General features: G+C 64.2%; 16 protein-coding genes. 2 read left to right on the forward strand and 14 right to left on the reverse strand.

Features of this window, described 5'->3' with window-relative positions; genetic code table 11:
* Positions 1 to 14: 14 nt before the first annotated feature.
* Positions 15 to 1295: an ArgE/DapE family deacylase gene (locus tag LWF01_RS15205; protein WP_349638210.1), complete on the forward strand. Its 1281-nt coding sequence runs from the start codon at positions 15 to 17 to the stop codon at positions 1293 to 1295.
* Here the strand turns inward: LWF01_RS15205 and allB are convergent.
* From allB to LWF01_RS15255, 10 genes are all read right to left on the reverse strand, one after another.
* Positions 1258 to 2649 carry an allantoinase AllB gene (gene allB / locus LWF01_RS15210; RefSeq protein WP_349638211.1) on the reverse strand — a complete coding sequence of 464 codons (1392 nt, stop codon included), beginning with the start codon at positions 2647 to 2649 and terminating at the stop codon, positions 1258 to 1260. The two genes, LWF01_RS15205 and allB, sit on opposite strands and share 38 nt — an antisense overlap.
* Positions 2650 to 2660: 11 nt before the next feature.
* On the reverse strand, positions 2661 to 3950 hold the full coding sequence (locus tag LWF01_RS15215; protein WP_432762028.1) for a glycerate kinase: 1290 nt from the start codon (positions 3948 to 3950) through the stop codon (positions 2661 to 2663).
* Positions 3951 to 3960: 10 nt separating this feature from the next.
* The gene (gene gcl / locus LWF01_RS15220) at positions 3961 to 5739 is read right to left on the reverse strand and encodes a glyoxylate carboligase (protein WP_349638213.1); all 1779 of its coding nucleotides are present in this window, start codon (positions 5737 to 5739) and stop codon (positions 3961 to 3963) included.
* 30 nt (positions 5740 to 5769) lie between these two features.
* On the reverse strand, positions 5770 to 6651 hold the full coding sequence (locus LWF01_RS15225; protein ID WP_349638214.1) for a 2-hydroxy-3-oxopropionate reductase: 882 nt from the start codon (positions 6649 to 6651) through the stop codon (positions 5770 to 5772).
* 67 nt (positions 6652 to 6718) lie between these two features.
* Positions 6719 to 7501 (reverse strand): hydroxypyruvate isomerase family protein, encoded by a 783-nt coding sequence (locus LWF01_RS15230; protein ID WP_349638215.1) that lies wholly within the window; start codon positions 7499 to 7501, stop codon positions 6719 to 6721.
* Between the two features lie 381 nt (positions 7502 to 7882).
* Positions 7883 to 8785 (reverse strand): DUF559 domain-containing protein, encoded by a 903-nt coding sequence (locus LWF01_RS15235; protein ID WP_349638216.1) that lies wholly within the window; start codon positions 8783 to 8785, stop codon positions 7883 to 7885.
* Between the two features lie 370 nt (positions 8786 to 9155).
* Entirely contained in the window at positions 9156 to 9971 is an 816-nt protein-coding gene (locus LWF01_RS15240) for a bifunctional allantoicase/(S)-ureidoglycine aminohydrolase (RefSeq protein WP_349638217.1), read from the reverse strand.
* Positions 9964 to 11238: a DUF6986 family protein gene (locus LWF01_RS15245; protein WP_349638218.1), complete on the reverse strand. Its 1275-nt coding sequence runs from the start codon at positions 11236 to 11238 to the stop codon at positions 9964 to 9966. Before LWF01_RS15245 ends, LWF01_RS15240 begins: the two co-directional genes overlap by 8 nt.
* Positions 11238 to 12836 (reverse strand): malate synthase A, encoded by a 1599-nt coding sequence (gene aceB / locus LWF01_RS15250; protein WP_349638219.1) that lies wholly within the window; start codon positions 12834 to 12836, stop codon positions 11238 to 11240. Before aceB ends, LWF01_RS15245 begins: the two co-directional genes overlap by 1 nt.
* Positions 12837 to 12845: 9 nt before the next feature.
* Positions 12846 to 14237, reverse strand: coding sequence for an NAD-dependent malic enzyme (locus tag LWF01_RS15255; RefSeq protein WP_349638220.1), 1392 nt, complete (start codon positions 14235 to 14237; stop codon positions 12846 to 12848).
* A 216-nt stretch (positions 14238 to 14453) separates the two neighbouring features.
* On the opposite strand from LWF01_RS15255, the gene LWF01_RS15260 reads away from it, so the two are divergent.
* On the forward strand, positions 14454 to 15212 hold the full coding sequence (locus LWF01_RS15260) for an IclR family transcriptional regulator (RefSeq protein WP_349638221.1): 759 nt from the start codon (positions 14454 to 14456) through the stop codon (positions 15210 to 15212).
* A 112-nt stretch (positions 15213 to 15324) separates the two neighbouring features.
* Here LWF01_RS15260 and LWF01_RS15265 read toward each other — a convergent pair whose 3' ends face one another.
* Genes LWF01_RS15265 through LWF01_RS15280 form a run of 4 tightly spaced genes read right to left on the reverse strand, consistent with a single transcriptional unit; the run spans position 15325 to position 19481 of the window.
* Entirely contained in the window at positions 15325 to 15615 is a 291-nt protein-coding gene (locus LWF01_RS15265) for a putative quinol monooxygenase (RefSeq protein WP_349638222.1), read from the reverse strand.
* A 43-nt stretch (positions 15616 to 15658) separates the two neighbouring features.
* Positions 15659 to 16240, reverse strand: a complete 582-nt coding sequence (locus LWF01_RS15270) for a glycerol-3-phosphate responsive antiterminator (protein ID WP_349638223.1) — start codon at positions 16238 to 16240, stop codon at positions 15659 to 15661.
* A gap of 47 nt (positions 16241 to 16287) precedes the next feature.
* Positions 16288 to 17811: an FAD-binding oxidoreductase gene (locus LWF01_RS15275; protein WP_349638224.1), complete on the reverse strand. Its 1524-nt coding sequence runs from the start codon at positions 17809 to 17811 to the stop codon at positions 16288 to 16290.
* Positions 17808 to 19481 (reverse strand): glycerol-3-phosphate dehydrogenase/oxidase, encoded by a 1674-nt coding sequence (locus LWF01_RS15280; protein WP_349638225.1) that lies wholly within the window; start codon positions 19479 to 19481, stop codon positions 17808 to 17810. The genes LWF01_RS15275 and LWF01_RS15280 overlap by 4 nt, the downstream gene beginning before the upstream one ends.
* Between the last annotated feature and the right edge of the window lie 17 nt (positions 19482 to 19498).

Consider the following 19498-nt stretch of genomic DNA (forward strand, 5'->3'; position numbering starts at 1 on the left):
GGAAGAAGACTTAGATGAACCCTGAAATCGCGAGCAAGATAGCCGATGCCGTCGATGCCGCTTTCGATCGCCAGCTCGAGTTCACGCACGAACTCATCCAATACCCATCGCTGCGCGGCAGAGAACTGGCGATCCAGGATCGGCTGTTACAGGAGATGTCAGATCGCGGCCTGGCAACCGACCGCTGGCGAATCGACGCCGAAGACATCGAGGACCACCCTGGGTTCGGGCCGATGACCGTCCCCTACGACGAAGACTTCAACGTGGTCGGAACCTACACGCCGCCGGAGACTCGCGGCCGCTCCCTGATCCTGCAGGGGCACGTCGACGTCGTACCGACCGGGCCTGAGGAGAACTGGACCCGGCCACCCTTCGAAACCTACGTCCAGGACGGCTGGCTCTACGGCCGCGGCGCCGGCGACATGAAAGCCGGGCTGGCCGCCAACTTCTTCGCCTTCGACGCGATCCGGGCCGCTGGATACGCACCGGCCGCGCCGGTCTGCTTCCAGTCCGTGGTGGAAGAAGAGAGCACGGGCAACGGCGCACTGTCCGCACTACTCCGCGGCTACACGGCCGATGCCGTCCTCATTCCCGAACCGGAGGAGAACGCCCTGGTCAGGGCCAACGTCGGCGTCATCTGGTTCACGGTTCGGGTCGAAGGCAAACCGACGCATGTCCGGGAGATGGCTGAAGGATTCAACGCATTCGACGCCACCAACGATGTGATCGCGGACCTGCGCCGCCTCGAGGCGGAATGGAACGCCCGAAAAGACGAACAGCCGGATTTCGACCGGGTTGAGCATCCGATCAACTTCAACGTCGGGCTGATCAAGGGCGGGGACTGGCCGTCGAGCGTCCCGGCCTGGTGTGAAATCTCGGTACGCGCCGCGATCTATCCCGGCGTACCCGCAGATCAGGCCTGGGCCGAAATCCAGGAGTTCGTCCGGCAGGCGGCCATCGACCGGCACGGGTCAGAAGCAAGGCTGCCTACGCTGAAACGATCCGGATTCTTCGCCGAGGGCTATCGCCTGGAAGAAGACGGCGCGGCCGAATCGCTGCTGGCGGAAACTCACCAGCAAGTCTTCGGCGCTCCGCTGGAAACCTTCACCACACCCGGGTATCTGGATGGCCGGGTGTACACGAACTACGGGAACATGCCGACGTTGACCTACGGTCCCCGATCACTGGACATTCACGCCTTCGATGAGCGAGTGCACGTCGAATCGGTCCGTAACATCACCAAGACCATCGCGCTCTTCATCGCGCAGTGGTGTGAGCTCGATCCCCTCCCGTAGCCACGGAACCAATCGCGTCCCGCCGCAGCAGCCGACCTGCGGGGGCCTGACCGTCGATCTCGTTGCCACGCAGGAACGTCCGGCGGACCACACCCACCAGTTCCTTGCCCTGGTACGGACTCACTGGGTTCTTGTGAAAGAGGCGATGTGCGTCCACCCGGAACGTCTCGTCTGCGGCAAGCACTGAGAAGTCGGCGTCAAAGCCCGGTGCGAGCCGGCCCTTGTGCTGCACGCCGGCCACCTCCGCCGGGCGCCGGGACATCCAGTCCACGACCTGCGCCAGATCGATTCCCCGACGTCTGGCCTCGGTCCAGATCAGGGGCAGGCCGAGTTGCAGCGAGGCGACGCCGCCCCATGCGGTGCCGAAGTCGCCGTGGTCAACACCCTTGAGTTCGGCGGTGCTGGGCGAGTGGTCGGACACGATGCAGTCGATGGTTCCATCCGTCAGTCCCTGCCAGAGCAGCTCGCGGTTGGCGTCCTCGCGGATCGGTGGGCAGCATTTGAACGCAGTGGCTCCATCCGGGATCTCTTCGGCGAGCAACGTGAGGTAGTGCGGACAGGTCTCGACAGTGAGCTGGACGCCGTCCCGCTTCGCCGCCGCGATAATGCCGAGCGCGTCCGATGACGAAAGGTGCAGGATGTGCGCCCTGGCGCCAGTGCGCCGTGCACGGTCGATCACCTCGGCGATTGCGGCATTTTCGGCCTTCCGCGGCCTGGACGCCAGGAAGTCCCGGTAGCCGGTGCCGCTGGCTTCCGGAGCCTGCTCGATCACGGCAGAGTCCTCCGCGTGCACGATCATCAGCGAATCGAACTTCCGCAGTTCGACCAGGTCCTCCTCGAGCTCGTCCGCGGTGAGGAAGCCGAACTCGTCGACACCGGAGTGCAGCAGGAAGCATTTGAAGCCGAACACGCCGTCCTCGTGCAGTGGCCGGAGGTCGGCAAGATTGCCCGGCACGGCTCCGCCCCAAAAACCGACATCGACGAACGCCTGGTCCCGAGCCGCGTCACGCTTCTCATCCAGGGCTGCCACAGTGGTGGTCGGCGGAATCGAGTTCAGCGGCATATCGATGATGGTGGTCACTCCACCCGCCGCGGCAGCCCGGGTTGCGGAGGCAAAGCCTTCCCATTCGGTGCGCCCCGGTTCATTGACGTGGACATGGCTGTCAACCAGGCCGGGGATCAACGTCTCATCGGCGGCAAGATCCAGTTCTCGCGTTCCGCGGATGCCTGACCCCGGCTGATTCACGACCACGATCGTGCCGTCAGTGATTCCTAGTTCGGCCGGTCCGATTCCGGATCGGGTTACCGCTCGGGCCGCACGCACGACCAGGTCGTATTCTGCCTCTTGCGCCATTGGCGTTCCTTTCATTCCAGCTTTTGCCTGGCGTCATTGCCGAGGCTGCTTGCCGGCGCGGCGCCTGCGGCGACCGGCTCGGCGATTGCAATTTCCTGCCGTACTGCATCCGTGATGATCATCGCACCAATGCGTTCGAGCAGCTCCGCCGCATTGTCCATGCTTGCGCCGGCATCCGGCTCCAGATCCATCAGCGCATAACCTGCGGCAAACCCGGCCGCGCGCAGCTGCTGTGGCGCCAGGGACAGACGGCCGCCAACCACAATAGTCGGAACACCGACCTCGGCCGCCACCGCGGCGACCCCCACCGGAGCCTTGCCCTGCAGGCTTTGCGCGTCGACGCTGCCTTCACCTGTGATCACCAGGTCTGCACCGTCCAGCTGCTCACGCAGACCGGTCAGCTCGATAACGACGTCAATGCCCCGCCGCCGCTGCGCGCCGAGGAATGCCATTGCGGCAAAACCGACCCCACCAGCCGCACCGGCGCCCGGAGCTTCGGCAACTTTCGCCACCGGCATTCCTGCACCCGCGGCCGCGCGCCCTACGCCTTCGGCAAGCGCACCGGTCGCCGCGAGCGCTCCGGTATCGGTGAGCACATCGGTATCGGTGAGCACATCGACAAACCGCCGGAGCCCCGCCTCGAGCACGGCCACATCGTTTCCGGTGGCGCCCTTCTGCGGACCGAACACCGCCGCCGCCCCATCACTGCCGAGCAGCGGGTTCTCGACATCCGCAGCCAGGGTTATCGTGGCCGAGGTCAGCCGGGGATCCAGCCGATCCAGGTCGATACGGCCCAGCGCCGCAAGACCGGCGCCTCCTGGCGGCACCGGCTCATCATGTTCGTCCAGCAGCCTCGCTCCGAGCGCCGTCAACATCCCCGCGCCCGCATCCGTGCCGGCGCTGCCGCCGATGCCGATCACCAAGTCGGCGCAGCCCTGGTCCAGCGCTGCGGCGATCAATTCACCGAGTCCGTAACTGTCCGCCCTGAGCGCGGTCTGCGAGGTCGGTCCGCCGGCGAGCAGGTCGAGACCGCAGCTGCCTGCCATCTCGATAACCGCCCGCGGGCCGTCGATCGCGATCGAAGACTCAACCAGGGCTCCGGTCGGGCCGCTGGTCACCACCCGGTGGGGGCGGTAACCAGCGCTCAGCGCCGCGGTCAGCGTTCCTTCGCCGCCATCGGCGACCGGAACGGCGACAACATCGACATCACCGCCGGCGCGCAGCCCGCGCCCGAGCGCCTCGGCGACCTCGGGTGCGGGCAGCGAACCCTTGAACTTGTCCGGCGCAACGACGATACGCAGCCGGCGTCCGTTAGTCGGCAAGCGAGACCAGCGCTGTCGGGGCATCAGCCCGCCTTTCGGCAAGCGGCTCGAACTCGTTGACATTGTCCAGCTCGGTTCCCATCGAAATATTGGTCACCCGTTCCAGAATGACCTCGACGACGACCGGAACGTGGTACTCGCTCATCAGCGCGCGCGCCTTGTCGAAGGCCGCCGACAGGTCATTGGGGTCCTCAACCCGAATCGCCTTGCAGCCGAGCCCCTCGGCCACCTTGATGTGGTCGACGCCGTAGCCGTTGGTCTCCGGCGAATTGACGTTGTCGAACGCCAGCGAAACGTGGAAGTCCATCTCGAACCCGCGCTGTGCCTGTCGGATCAGCCCGAGGTAGGAGTTGTTGACCACCACGTGGATGTACGGCAGCTGGAACTGGGCGCCGACGGCCAGTTCTTCCAGCATGAACTGGAAGTCGTAGTCCCCGGAGAGCGCGACGACTGTCTCGCCCGGCTTCCCGCGCACAACGCCGAGCGCCGCTGGAGCTGTCCAGCCGAGTGGTCCGGCCTGGGCCGCGTTGATCCACCGGCGCGGACCGAAAACGTGCAGCATCTGCGCGCCGGCGATCTGGGAGAGGCCGATCGTCGAAACGTAGGTGACGTCCTCGCCGAACGAGCGGTTCATCTCCTCATAGACGCGCTGCGGCTTGATCGGCACATTGTCGAAGTGCGTCTTGCGCTGCAGGCTGCCCCGGCGGGCGAAGCATTCTTCCGCCCATGCCGAGTAATCCGGCAGTTCGCCCCGGGCGTCCCGTTCGCGGGCGACATCGAGGATGGCCTCAATCGCTGCGCCGGCATCGGAGACAATGCCGAAGTCCGGTGCGAAGACCCGGCCGATCTGCGTTCCCTCAATGTCGACGTGCACGAATGTGCGGCCGGCGGTGTACTTGTCCAGGCCGCCGGTGTGCCGGTTAGCCCACCGGTTGCCGATCCCGATCACGAAGTCTGAGGCAAGGAATGACTCGTTGCCATAGCGATGTGAGGTCTGCAGGCCAACCATGCCGGCCATCAGCCGATGGCTGTCCGGAATCGTTCCCCAGCCCATCAGAGTCGGCACGACGGGAACGTTGAGCAGCTCGGCCAGCTCCACCAGCTGATCGGAGGCATCCGCATTGATGATTCCGCCGCCGGCCACGATGAGCGGCCGCTTGGAAGCGGTCAGCATGTCCAGGGCCTTTTCGGCCTGCTTGCGGGTGGCTCGCGGCCGCTGCACCTGGAGCGGTTCGTACGTTTCGGGATCGAATTCGATCTCGGCCAGCTGCACATCGATCGGCAGGTCCAGCAGCACTGGCCCCGGACGCCCGGAGCGCATCAGCTGGAATGCCTTCTGGAATGCACCGGGCACCTGCGCGGGTTCCAGGATGGTCATCGCCATCTTGCTCACCGGTGCGGCGATCGTCTGGATGTCGACGGCCTGGAAATCTTCCTTGTGCAGCTTGGCGACGGGAGCCTGTCCGGTGATGCACAGCATCGGGATCGAGTCGGCCCAGGCGGCGTACAGGCCGGTGATCATGTCGGTGCCGGCCGGACCGGAGGTGCCGATGCATATGCCGATATTGCCTGCCGCTGCCCGGCTGTAACCGTCGGCCATATGCGAGGCACCCTCAACGTGCCGTGCCAAGGTGTGCCGGATGCCGCCATGGGCACGCATCGCGGAATAGAACGGGTTGATCGCGGCACCCGGCAGCCCGAAGGCCTCGGTTGCGCCTTCCTTTTCAAGTATGGCGACTGCCACGTCGACCGTGCGCATTTTAGCCATCAGATTCTCCTAGGATGTCTCGTTTGTCGGTTAGCGGCTGCGGCCGGAGAGCTGCTCGACCAGCAGCAGCAGGGCCGAATGGTCGAGGGAGCCGTGGCCCTCTGCACGCAGGGCGCCCATCAGCTGTGCGGTGAGCGCGCCAAGCGGAATGGCGACTCCGGCTTCCCGGGCAGCCGAGGTGACGATGCCGAGATCCTTGTGGTGCAGGTCGACCCGGAATCCGGGCTCGAAGCTGCGCGCCGCCATCGACTCGGCCTTGCGATCGAGGATCCGGTTACCGGCCAATCCTCCGGCCAGCACCTTGATGGCTGCTTCAGTGTCGACGTTGTGTGCCTCAAGGAACACCAGCGATTCGGCGACGAGCTGGATTGTTCCGGCCACGATCAGCTGGTTCGCAGCCTTGACCGTCTGTCCTGATCCGGTTGGGCCGACGTGCACGATGGTCTTACCGACCGCCTCAAGCACCGAGCGCACCGCCTCGACGTCGGCGCTGTCACCGCCGACCATGATCGAAAGGCTGCCTTCGATGGCGCCCTGTTCACCACCGGATACCGGAGCGTCGACCGCCCGGATTCCAACCTCTTTGGCTGCCGCGGCCAGCCGTACGCTGACGTCGGGACGGATGCTGCTCGCATCGATCCAGAATGTGCCGGCGGCCGCGTTGGCCAGCAGCCCGTCATCGCCAAGGGCCACGGCCTCGACGTCGGCCGAATCCGGCACGATACTGATCACGACATCGGCGTCCTTGACCGCGTCAGCAATGCTGTTCGCGCCCTTGCCGCCCTCGGCAACGAGCTTGTCGATCTTTTCCTGGCTCCGGTTGTATCCGGTTACGATGTGGCCGGCCTTGATCAGGTTGACGGCCATCGGCAGGCCCATGATTCCGAGTCCGATAAATCCTACGTGTGCCATGGTTGCTTGTCCTTTGCTTTATTCGGTTGACGCTTTTGTCCGGTATGCGTTTGAGGCTTTTACCTGGCTAGCGGATCAGCCAGCTGAACGCGTTTGCCGAATCCGATTTGTACTCAAGTCCGATCGGGCCCTGGTAGCCGAGTTCCCGGCTCCTGTTCACCCATTCGCCGAGCGGAAGTTCGCCGGTGCCGGGGGCGCCCCGGCCCGGATTGTCCGCAATCTGGATGTGCGCGAATTCTCCCGCATGTGCTTCGATCACTGCCGCGACATCGTCACCGTTGACTGACAGGTGGTAGAAATCGGCGAGCAGGCCGATGTTCTCCGCTCCGCGTGATTTCACCGCCGCGATGGCGCTCAGGGCTTGGTCGGCGGTCTTGATCGGGTAGCGCTCAGCACCGCTGACCGGCTCAAGCAGCACTGTGCCGCTGATGCCGGACACCGCTTTCGCGGCAAGGAACAGGTTCTCGACCGCGAGCTCGTCCTGCTCCTCTGCCGATGCCTCGTCGGTGCGATTGCCGTAAAGCGCGTTGAATGCGGTGCAGCCCAGGCGTTCGCCGATGCCGGCGACCACGTCGAGGTTGTCCCGGAACTCGTCCCGACGCGACGGCCAGGACACGAGTCCGCGATCGCCGGCCGGCATGTCACCGGCGTTGAAGTTCAAACCGGTGAGTTGGACGCCTGCGTCGGTGATGGCGCGTTCGAAAGCTGTCACGTCGGCGTCGCCGGGGACGGAGCTCGCGAACGGCCACCAGAATTCCACGCCGTCGAATCCTGCGGCCTTGGCCGCGGCTGGCCGTTCGAGCAGCGGCAGCTCGGTGAGGAGGATTGAGCAGTTGACTGTGTACGACATGGGTATTCCTCTTTTCTATGTGCTCGGTGCGCGGCTTCCGTGTGCCCGATTCGAGCCCGACGGCCTGAATCGCGCCTGACCCTGCGGTCATCCGTGCCGATTTCGCATTATGGAAGTTCTTTTCTGTCTGATGAAAGATTAGCTAGTGTTGCCGCGGCCTGTCAACGGGTTGTGCGATGGTTTGCCCGGCGGAGCGGCAGCGGAGCAGGTATGAGCGGGCGCTCGAACCACGCGGGTCGCCCTCGATCTCGGTCAGCGCGGCGACTTTTGCGGGAGCTGACTGATGAGTAACCGCTCTGGTCTCACATTGTGAGCGGATTCGGTCAGCTACGAGGGCGTAGAACCCGCAAATGTCGCGCCAGCTTCGCCTACCGCCAAGGGTCAGGACCGTCGTCTATGCAGGTTCAGCAGCCGCTTGATCGAGGCGATCATGCTTGCGGGGTCAAACATGACGTCCTCGTACGTGAATGCCAGTAGAAGATATCCAGCCAGCTGTGCTTGGTTGTGACGCCGCCGGTCGGCACGGTACGAACGGCGATCGGAGTGAAACGCCGCGCCATCCACCTCAACCGCGATGATTCCCTCGATCACAAAGTCGACATGCCCCACCGCATAGATTTCCACTTGTGAGACGAAGCTCAGCCCCGAGATCAGCAAGGCGTACCGGGCCACGGTTTCCAGCACGGACGCGGCGGCGGGATCGATGAGGCCTACAGTTATCCGTGCGTCGGCCGCCGCCGGGTCTCGAAGACGTGCCGTGAGTGCGGGAAACGATACGAGCCCCTGGTTCACGGCCGCATCTGCGATGGCGAGCGCGACCAATCGGCCCTGACAGCGCAGCGCGTGAACGACGCAATCCAGCGCAGAGGCAAAGTTCCCATCCGATTCGTCCTGCTGACGATGAGCGATGGCGCCGGGAACCGGACGTTCGCTGGACCAGGCGAGGTGCACGCCGCCTGAGGCGGTCTCTCCCGGGTCGAACCGGGCAGTCCCGGCGGTCGTCGCGATCAGTCGTCGGATGCTCGCAATGGTCTCGCGCCCGGTGACCAGCGGCAATCGATAGTGAGCCGCTGCTGAAACACAGCTCAGCCTGGCAGAGGCCATCACGGCCTGGGTGATGGCAGGCGCGGCATCAGGTAGCGCATACTTGCCGCGGCCGACCCTGATGATCGCGCCGCCGTGCAGCGCCGCTTCGATCCGAGAGTCCGTGACGCCCGGGATGCCGAGCAGATCTCGTCGTCTTCCGGCGCCACCGAGCGCGGCCAGGCCAGTGAGAACGTCCATGCCTCGCATCGTGGCCCGATGGACAGGCGCACCACCTGCGGCCAGCCGAAACTGTGGAAGCCTGCGGCCACCATGCCACTTGTGCCGACGAGCCGGCGCCGACGGCGGAGAATTCCGGACGACTGTGAGCAGATCAGAACCGACCCGGCCACGTCGCCGGTAACAGCCGACTTTTGCAGGAGCTGACTGCTGAGTAACCGCCCTGATCTCACACTGTGAACGAATTCCGCCGCCTACGAGGACCTAGAACCTGCAAATGTCGTCAGGAGACAACGGCCCCTCAGCAGCTCCCAGCTCAACCGGCAGAGAAAAGCTGCGCCCCGGGGCTTGCGACATGAGTCCCGGGGCGGAGCGGTTCGTACGGCCGGCGCTACAGCACGATCTGCCGGTTCACATCCTTGTAAAGCAGGTACCGGAAGTTGCTCGGACCGCCGGCGTAGCAGGCCTGGGGGCAGAACGCCCGCAGCGAGAGGTAGTCCCCCTCCTGCACCTCGACCCAGTCGTCATTGAGCCGGTACACAGCCTTGCCCTCGAGCACGTAGAGGCCGTGCTCCATCACGTGGGTTTCGGCAAAGGGAATAACCGCGCCAGGTTCGAAGGTGACGACGTTGATGTGCATGTCGTAGGCAAGGTCTTCGACTGGCAGCATCCGGGTTGTGCGCCACTTGTTGTCGGTGCCCGGCATTGACCCGGGTTCCACGTCCTGCTCATTACCGACAAGTGGTGCCGGCGTGTGGCCCTCCAACGGCTGGTAGCGTTTGCGGATCCACTGGAACTTCGCTAGTTCTCCGGCATCGTTGGACACCTGCCACTCGGCGTCCGGCGGCAGGAAGGCGAAGCCACCCGGGGCCAGCACATGCCTGGTCCCGTCGATGACGACGGTCAGCTCGCCCTCCAGCAGAAAGACGAACGATTCGACGCCGGCCTGCGGCTCCGGCCGGTCCGAACCTCCACCGGGGGCCACCTCGACCAGATACTGGGCGAATGTGGTCGCGCCGCCGGCAACGGGCCGGTTGAGAATCCAGGTCCTTGTGTCGCGCCATCCCGGCAGAACGCTCGTCACAATGTCGCGCATCACGTCACGCGGGATGACGGTGTACGCCTCGGTGACGATGGCTCGGCCGGTCAGCAGTTCGGTCTGCGCCGGATGCCCGGCAGTGGGCGCGTAGTAGCGGGAGTTAGACAACGATGTCCTCACTTTTCATAGCGGTTTTGGGATGCGCGATCGCGGCGAGCTGGAATGAGTCGACGCCGGCATCGCGCCGAACTTCGTCATCATCGAGGGCGCCGCACAGCACTCCGCGATGAATGAACTGGGCAAGCGCCCGGGCCGTGGCCGGCTCGTCGAGCACGTCGCCATCGATCTTGTGCACGTAGTTCTTCAGCCGCAGCGCGGCGGCACTGAATCCGTCCCGGTAGAACGCGTACGTTGCCAGGTAGCGGCTCGGTAACTGCGCCGCGTGCAGGTCCCAGCCCTGGTAGTAGCCCCGTTCCAGTGAACGCCGTACCAGCCGCGCATGCAGCTTCCACGCGTTCGACCTGTTCTCCGGCGATCCGACCGGGAGCACGTTGGTCGAGCCGTCCGACAGTCGGACGCCCGTCCCGGCGACGGCCACCTGCATCACCTGCTTGGCGTAATCGGCGGCTGGGTGCTCCATGGACTGATAACGGGCGGCGATCTGTAGCGACGCACTGTAGTCGTAGGTGCCATAGTGCAGGGCCGACACTCGGCCGGCGCCGGAATGCAACGCCCTGGCCAGCGGCACGGTGCCGTCGGCGCCGAGCACCAGTTGCGGTGTCTCCATCTGCACCTCGAACCGGAGCCGGCCCTCGGTCAGGCCGTGCACCGCCTCAAGTCGCGAGCAGGCGTCGACCATGGCTTCGACCTGTTCGACGGTGCTGACCTTAGGCAGGGTCAGCACCAGGCCGTCTGGCAGCCCTCCAGTCTCGATCAGCTCGCCGATGAAGAGGTCAAGCGTGCGCAATGCACGCGCCCGGGTGGCCGCCTCAAAGCACTTGAAACGAATTCCGATGTAGGGCGGCGCGGTTCCGTTCCGCACCGCCTCGTTCACCTGCCGGGCTGCCTGGATGACGTCGTTGTCCTCGTCGTCCGGACGGTCTCCGTAGCCATCTTCGAAGTCCAGCCGGAGATCTTCGATCGGCTCCGCTTCCAGCTTGCGGGCTACCTTCTCCGCGCTCGCCGTGCCTGTCAGACCCAGGCTGGCCGCAAGCGCCTCCAGGCCACCGGCCTCCTCGGCTGCAGCCAGGGCCGCCCTGCCCCAGTCAGCGGCCAGGCCGGGGGTGAAGGTATCGGCAGGAACATACACCGTGTGCACCGGCTGCCGACTGCCGTCATCCCCCGGGTACGCGGAGTCGAGCAGGTCATCGGTGCCGCGCAATGTTGCGTCGATCCGGGCCAGGTCCGCCTCGGCGAGCGCCAGTCGGGGCGCCATCAGGACACCAGTTCGTAGGCGGGAAGCGTGAGGAACTCGACGAAGTCATCGCCCGTCACCAGCTCGTCAATCAGCTTGCTGGCCGGCACGTAGTAGTCGGCGAAGGTCTGTTCGCTGACCTCGCCGCGCAGCCGTTCGGTCTCCTCGGCAAGCAGCTGGCGGACCAGGTCGACGGTGACCAGGTGCGAGGTGTCGGACAGCACCACCTGGTTGTGAATCTGCTGCCAGACCTGTGAACGGGAGATCTCAGCGGTGGCGGCGTCTTCCATCAGGTTATGAATCGCCACGGCGCCATTTCCGGACAGCCAGACGGCGGTATATGCGACGGCTACATACAGATTCGACCGCAGCCCGGCCTCGGTGACACTGCCGTCGGCGGAGCTGACGTCCAGCAGCTGAGCCGGAGTCACACTCACCTCTTCACGCAGTCTGTCGAGCTGGTTGGGCTTCTCGTCGAGGACCGAATCGAACACCTCACGGCAGATCGGCACCAGATCGGGATGGGCGACCCAGGAGCCATCGAAGCCATCCTTGGCTTCGCGGGTTTTGTCCGCCCGTACCTTGTCGAAGGCCTGGGCGGTGACATCGGGTTCCCGGCGATTCGGGATCACCGCCGCCATGCCGCCCATCGCGAATGCCCCGCGACGGTGGCAGGTCTTGACCAGCAGATCGGTGTACGCCCGCATGAACGGAGCCGTCATCGCAACGCTCGCCCGGTCTGGCATCACGAAAGCGGCCCCGGCCTCCCGGAAGTACTTGATGATGCTGAACAGGTAGTCCCAGCGGCCAGCGTTCAGGCCAGAAGCGTGATCGCGCAGCTCGTACAGGATCTCGTCCATCTGGAATGCGGCAGGAATGGTCTCGATCAGCACGGTGGCGCGAATCGTGCCCTGCTCGATTCCAAGCTCATTCTGGGCAAAGACGAAAACGTCGTTCCACAGCCGAGCCTCGAGATGGCTTTCAAGCTTCGGCAGGTAGTAGTACGGGCCACTGCCGGTGGCGAGCAGATGCTCGGCGTTATGGAAGAAGTGCAGCCCGAAGTCGACGAGGGCGCCGATTCCTGGCTCACCGTCAATCCGGACGTGATTCTCATTCAGGTGCCAGCCGCGCGGGCGGACGACGACGGTCGCCAGCTCGGCATCCGTGCGCAATGCGTACTGCTTACCGTTCTTGCCCGTGTGGCTCAGCTGACCGCGCGCGGCACCGTGCAGGTTGAGCTGCGCGTCGATGACGTTCGGCCAGGTGGGCGTGCTGGCGTCTTCGAGATCGGCCAGCCAGACTTTCGCCCCCGAGTTCAGGGCGTTGATCGCCATTTTGACCGGGGAGGCCGGGCCAGTCATTTCAACCCGGCGATTCGTAAGTTTCTCCGGCGCGGCAGCGACCGTCCAGTCACCTTCGCGCACGTCCTTGGTCGCGGTGAGGAAGTCCAGTCCACCGCCTGCCGCGGCCGCCCGCCGATCCTCCACGCGCCGGGCCAGCAACTCGTTGCGGGTCGCAGCGAATCTGGCATGCAACTTCTCCACGAAATCCAACGCCTCGGGCGTGAGGATCGTGTCGGCGCCGTCGATAGGCGAGTTGTCCGTGAGTGTAACTGTCATGTCACTGCCTTACTTGTTGTTTGCGTGCGCAACCGCGGCGACCGCGGCCGCCACATCAGGTGCAACCTGTGGATCGAAAACGCTCGGGACTATGAAGCTCGAGTTGAGCTCGTCGTCGCTGACCCGAGCCGCAATCGCCTCCGCCGCCGCAACCAGCATATTCGGGGTGATGTCGGATGCGCCGGCATCCAGCAGTCCGCGGAAGAACCCTGGGAAGGCGAGCACGTTATTGATCTGGTTCGGGAAGTCGCTCCGCCCGGTGGCGACGACCGCGGCATGCCGGGCGGCAATAACGGGGTCGATCTCCGGATCCGGGTTGGCCATCGCGAACACGATGGCGTCTTTCGCCATCGAGGCGATGTGGCTCTCGTCCAGGACGTTGGGCGCACTGACCCCGATGAAGACGTCTGCGCCGATCAGTGCCTTGTGCAGGCTGCCGGAGAAGTTCTCCGGGTTGGTGTTCTCGGCCAACCACTGCTTGGACTCGTTGTCGCCGGCGGTTTCTGCCGTGATGGCGCCGTTGCGTCCGCACGCGATGATGTGTTCGGCGCCCTCCGCCTTGAGCAGGCCGACGATGGCGGTGCCTGCGGCTCCGACGCCGGAGACCACGATCCGCACCTCGTCTATCGACTTGTTCACGACCCGGAGCGCATTCTTCAGCGCCGCCAGGGTGACGATGGCGGTGCCGTGCTGGTCGTCGTGGAAGACCGGGATGTCCAGTTCCTCGCGGAGCCGGTTTTCAATTTCGAAGCAGCGCGGAGCGGCGATGTCTTCGAGGTTGACGCCGCCGTAGACCGGGGCCAGCGCCTTGACGATGCTGATGATTTCCTCGGTGTCCTGTGTATCAAGGCACACCGGCCAGGCATCGACATCGGCGAACTGCTTGAACAGCGCGGCCTTGCCTTCCATCACCGGTAACGCGGCGGCCGGACCGATATTTCCCAGCCCCAGAACGGCGGAGCCGTCCGTGACCACTGCGATGGTGTTGCGCTTCACGGTCAGTCGGCGCGCATCCGCGGGGTTCTCGGCGATTGCCAGGCAGACTCGGGCAACACCCGGGGTGTAGGCGCGGGAAAGGTCATCCCGGTTGCGAAGTGCGACCTTGGAGACGACCTCGAGTTTTCCGCCGAGGTGCATCAGGAATGTGCGGTCACTGACCTTGTGGACGGTGACTCCTTCGAGGGCGTCGAGAGCGTCGCGGACCCGTTCGCCGTGATCGGCGTCGACGGTGTTGCAGCTGACGTCGACGACCATTGAATCGTGCCGGGATTCGGCGACGTCGAGGGCCGTGATGGCGGCGCCGGCCGAGGCGACGGCAGCGGCCAGTTCGCTGGTCGCGGTGAAGCTCGCGGGAGCTTCCACACGAAGGGTGATTGAGTAGCCGGGGCTGGGACTCGCCATTGATCCTCCATATATGTCCGGTCAACCGGTTCGATTGACTTCCATAATACGGATATTATTGTTTGTCTGACGGAATTTCAAGCCACCAGACGGGAAGAAGTTTCCGATCTACGGAATTAGCTTCCGCTCGTGGGGTATGTTGGAGAGGCGGAGACGTTTCCACTAGATGAAGAGTTTTTGTCAGTAGTCGCTGTTCGTTGATCTGAGAGTGAGTCCATGGCCCAGAAAGTCACCGGCGGTGTGCAATCGGTCGAGCGCGCGTTCGAGCTTCTTGAACTCATTACCAACGCCGGCGGCGAAGTCACGCTGAGCGAGCTCTCCACCTTCACCGACCTGCCACTTCCGACCATCCACAGACTGCTGCGCACCCTGGTCTCGCTGGGCTACGCCCGGCAGCTGCCCAATCGACGGTACTCGCTGGGGCCGAGCCTGATCCGGCTTGGCGAGGTGGCGAACAAACAGCTGGGTTCACTCGCCCGGCCGCAGCTGAAGATGCTTGTCGATGCGCTGGGTGAAACCGCCAACATGGCGATCCTCGACTCCGACATGGTGGTGTACATCGCTCAGGTGCCCTCACCGCACTCGATGCGGATGTTCACCGAAGTCGGCCGCCGCGCGCACTTGCACGACACCGGCGTGGGCAAAGCCATCCTGGCCCAGCTGGACGACGACACAGTACGCAACATCGTGACGCACGCCGGCATGCCGACTCCGACGCCGAACAGCATCGGCAACGTCAATGACCTGATGACCGACCTCGGGCAGATTCGCGAGCGCGGTTACTCGATCGACGAGGAGGAGCAGGAGCTTGGCGTCCGATGCTTCTCGATGGCGGTGCCGGGCTCTCCCACTCCGATGGCGATCTCGGTGTCCGGCCCGGTCTCGAGGGTCGATGACAAGTTCTCAGCCCAGGCTGTCCCATTGCTTCGCCAGGCAGCGAAGACCATCGCCGAAGACCTCACACTCAAGGTCTGAGAATCGTTTCCCGTCGCTCGACGGCTGCCCCTCGTCCGCGAAACGTGGCTTTGTCGTCGACTCGTGGGATCTTACGCACGACTCGACGACAAAGCCACGAGTGGGCGGACCACTAGGCGGTGTACTCCTCCACCTGACGTGTTTCCAGCAGCGGAATGATCTGCTCGAACCCAATCGAGCGGAAGTGCTCAGATTCGCGATGCGCCGCGAATCCGGCGGCATCCACGTACCGCTCGAGAATCACGATGTGGTTCGGGTCCTCGACTCCCTGGTAGTAGTCGTATGACAGGTTGGCAGGTTCCGCACGGCTCGCCGCGGCGAGGCCGGCAAGCAGCGCAAGAACCCGTCGAGCTTCTCCGTCTTTCACGTAGTAGTGGGCGATAACCTGATGAAACGTTGACATGCTTCTTCCCTTGTTCGAGCGAGGCAGCGGCACAAGCACCGGGCTACGCCTCGCGGCGCACCCACATGCCGATGTCGCTGGTCGACACTCCCTTGGCCCCGGCAGCCAGCGCGGCCGCGACATCCGACTTGCCGGCAACGAATCCGCCGACGATGAACGGCGACAGCGCACGGAGTTCCTCTTTTTCGATATACGGCACGACCGGCCAGGGCATTAGCTGAACCAGGTGCGGACGGCTCTGCTCAACCGCGGTGACGCTGCGCGGCAGGTTCGAACGGTCCGTGACGAATACCTTCTGCATCGTGACCATGCCGAGGCTGTTGGCTTTCTGAATCAGCGACACCCTGGTGGTCACGATGCCGGGAGCACCTATTTTCTTCAGGTACTCGACGGCTCCCTTGTCCTGCGCCAGGCCACTGCAGCTGTCGATGTTCACGAAGGCAAACTTGTCGTTCGCCGACAGCGCGCCGACCAGGGGCCCCAGATCCTGAAGTGCCACATTCGCGATGATGCAGACATCAGAGGTGGAATCAAGGAACTTGATCAGCTGCTCCCTGCCGTAGAGTGCGGCAACAACTGGATTCCTGCTGAACGCCCGCTCAAGTGAATCCGGAAAGGTGAGCATTTCGACATCCTTAATCCCGGCCGCCAAGCGCACGGGGTCGGGTGAGATCACAGACCGAGCTTGCCGGGATTCAAAAGGCCCTTCGGGTCGAGGCTTTCCTTGATCGAACGCATGACATCGAGGCCTCCTCCCAGCGACTCCTTCATGTACGGCGCGCGCAACAGTCCCACGCCATGGTGGTGGCTAAGCGTTGCTCCATACTTCAGAATCACTGCGTTCGCCGCGTCCCAGGCCGTCCTGTACCACTCCGCCCGCCGATCGACATCCACGTTGCCTCGAAGGGAGAAGTAAAGGCACGCCCCGTCAACGTAGGCGTGCGACTGATGCGCCGAGCCGGCAAGGGTCCCCGGGATCGAGTTGATCGCAGCAACAACCTCATCGTAAATGGCAGGAAGATCCCGCCAGCGTCCGATCATCTCCAGCGTGTCGCCGACAAAGCCCGGTCCCTTCGTGAAGCCCTCGGCGCTCTTCCCGGTGAGGTACCGGGTGTCGAGCCACTTTTCGAAGATGCCGTCGGCTCCGAGCCGGACACCGGTCGGATCGCAGGCCCGCTCACAAATCGCGAGACCTGCATCCACGAGCTCGCGCGGCCCTTCGTCTGCGATCAGAAGGACGTTGGTTTCGGGGAGGTCGAACTGCACGCCGCTCTCCAGTTCGTCGTACAGGCGGAGCGCGGCCGGATTCGCGCCCTGCTGCAGAATCTGCCGGCACGCTTCGAGTCCAGCGCTAAAACTCTCGAAGCCGTAGGCGATGGCGCGGCCGTAGTCGGGTAGTCGATGCAGTTTGAACCTGACTCGGGTTATCACGCCAAGCGTGCCTTCCGAGCCGATGAAGAGCTGGGCAAGGTCTGGGCCGACGGCGGCGCGGGCGCTGTCGCCTACTGTAATCAGATCACCGTTTGCCAATACGACCTCCAGGCCGTAAACCATGTCTTCGATCTTGCCGTAACGAGTTGATAGTTGACCTGCGCCCCGACAGGCCACCCAGCCGCCGACAGTGCTGATGCCGTAGGAGGATGGCCAGTGGCCCATGGTCATGCCGTATTCGCGCTGAATGGTTTCTTCGAAGATGTCGCCGAACACACCGGCCTCGACCTCGATGATCTGGCTCTCCTGATCGAAGCTGCCGAACCTGTCCAGGCCGCAGACATCGAGCACGATCCCACCGTTCACCGGCAGTGCCGCACCGGTCACGTTGCTGCGTCCGGCCGAGACCGTGACGGGGACCTCGGCCTGATCGGCGATCCGCATCACAGCCTGTACCTGCTCGGTGGAAGAGACCTTGACGATGACGGCGGTCGGGGTCGCCGGTGAACCGCCGGTTTCCGCGACCATGCTGCCCGCCCACCAATCCCGGGTGCCCCTGATCACCTCGATGGGGTCGACGATGACCTCGTCCGCCGCTGTCTGAAGCGCCTCGATCGTCGCTTCCTCAACCCGGACCGGGGAGGTCTGGAAGGACGCCTCACCGACGACGGTATCGAAGTCCTGAGCGTATGCCGGTTGGGTCGGGGCGCCGACCGTGTAATTGCCGCGATTGTAGCCGCGCTTGACTGCCTCTTTGCTGATCACTTGGACTCCCCCATCAGAACTGCGCGTTCGTGCGCGGTGTGTTTTTCATATTCGGTCACCTGACGGGCGACCTCGGTCTTTGACAATCCCAGCTCGGAGCCGAGCAACTCGCCGACCCTGGCCGCTGCCCTGGCTGAGGCATCGCGGGCCATGATTCTGGCTCGTGTCCGCCGGGACAATATGTCGTCAACGCTGCGGGCCAACTCATGACGTGCGGAGTAGACGACTTCGGCCTCAAGGAACGGCAGGCCCTGCACGACCGGCTTTCCGAGCTCTGGCCGCGCATCAAGGATGTCGCCGACGAACCGTGCTTCGGTTCCGTACCTCTCACCAAGGTGTGAGGCGAGACCGCCCGAAGCGACGATGGCTTCGGCGTCATAGCCGGCGGCCCCGAGAAGGCGGGCGTTCTTGGTCCTGCATCGCCGTTTCTGTCCAAGAACCTTCTGGGCTGCGTCGACGGTCTGCTCAGCCATATGCCGCGAGGTGGTCAGCTTTCCGCCCACCACGGTCACCAGGCCGTCATGGTCCGTCCGGATTTCGTGATTGCGCTTCACCTCAAGGGTCTTGCCACCAGGCGGCGCGACGAGTGGCCTGCACCCGCCAATGCTGCCGAGTGCATCCTCCGGCTCGATGTCGACATTGAGCGCGGACCGGGCGCCATCGAGCAGGAAGTCGAGTTCTTCCCTCGTGCAGTTCACGTCGTCGAGATCTCCGGTGTAGTCCTCGTCCGTGGTGCCGAGATAGGACGTTTCACCCCACCGGGTAATCGTTGCTCGTCGATTGCGCCCAGGCACCGGAATTGTCACCGTGCAGTCATTTCGGATCTTCATCCAGGGCACGGCCACATGCACACCCTTGGCCGGGCGGATATTGGGCGCGTCGACATCCTTGCCGGCACCGGTCCAGTCACGGAGCCAGACTCCGGTCGCCATGATGACCACACCTGATTTCGCTCTGATCTCCTGGTTGCCGACCTCGGCGACGATGCCGTGAACCTTGCCGTTGCTGCGGACGATGTCGGTGACCTTGGCCCCGTTCAGCACGGCGGCACCATGGAAGGCTGCCGTGCGAGCCAGCGCGAGGGTAAGCCGGGCGTCATCGGCGCGGGCGTCGTAGTACATGAAGCCGCCGTCGAGGTCGTCTCCTTTGAAGGTCGGGCAATGCGAGAGGACTTCGTTTTTCGTCAGTTTCTGGTGCAGAACGCCCTCGCGCCAGCCGCCGGCGAGGTCGTACGTCCACAGCAGGCTCTCGAAACCGGCGGCAAGTCGGCGGTCAAATACGCCGTTGCGCGACAGCACCGGGAACAGGAAAGGCAGCCGCTGCACAAGGTGCGCGGCATTCTTACGCAGACGTTGTCGTTCCAGCAGTGAGTGGCGAACCAGTGGCAGGTTGCCCTGCTCGATGTACCTCAGGCCGCCGTGAATCATTTTCGACGACTTCGATGATGTTCCGGATGCGAAGTCGTCCTTTTCCAGCAGAGCGACGCTGTAGCCGCGCAATGCCGCGTCCATAGCGGTGTATGCGCCGGTTATGCCGCCGCCGACGACAATCATGTCGAAGGTCGCACCGTCGATTTTTGCGATCTGATCTGCGCGCCGGAGATCCAGCGGCGTCTCAGATGTCAGCCGTGCGCGTTCAGCCTGTGGCTTCCGCGAGGGCAATCCAATCATTTACTACTACTTCCTTA

Origin of the sequence: Saxibacter everestensis, from assembly GCF_025787225.1 — a bacterium.
Lineage (GTDB): Bacteria > Actinomycetota > Actinomycetes > Actinomycetales > Brevibacteriaceae > Saxibacter > Saxibacter everestensis.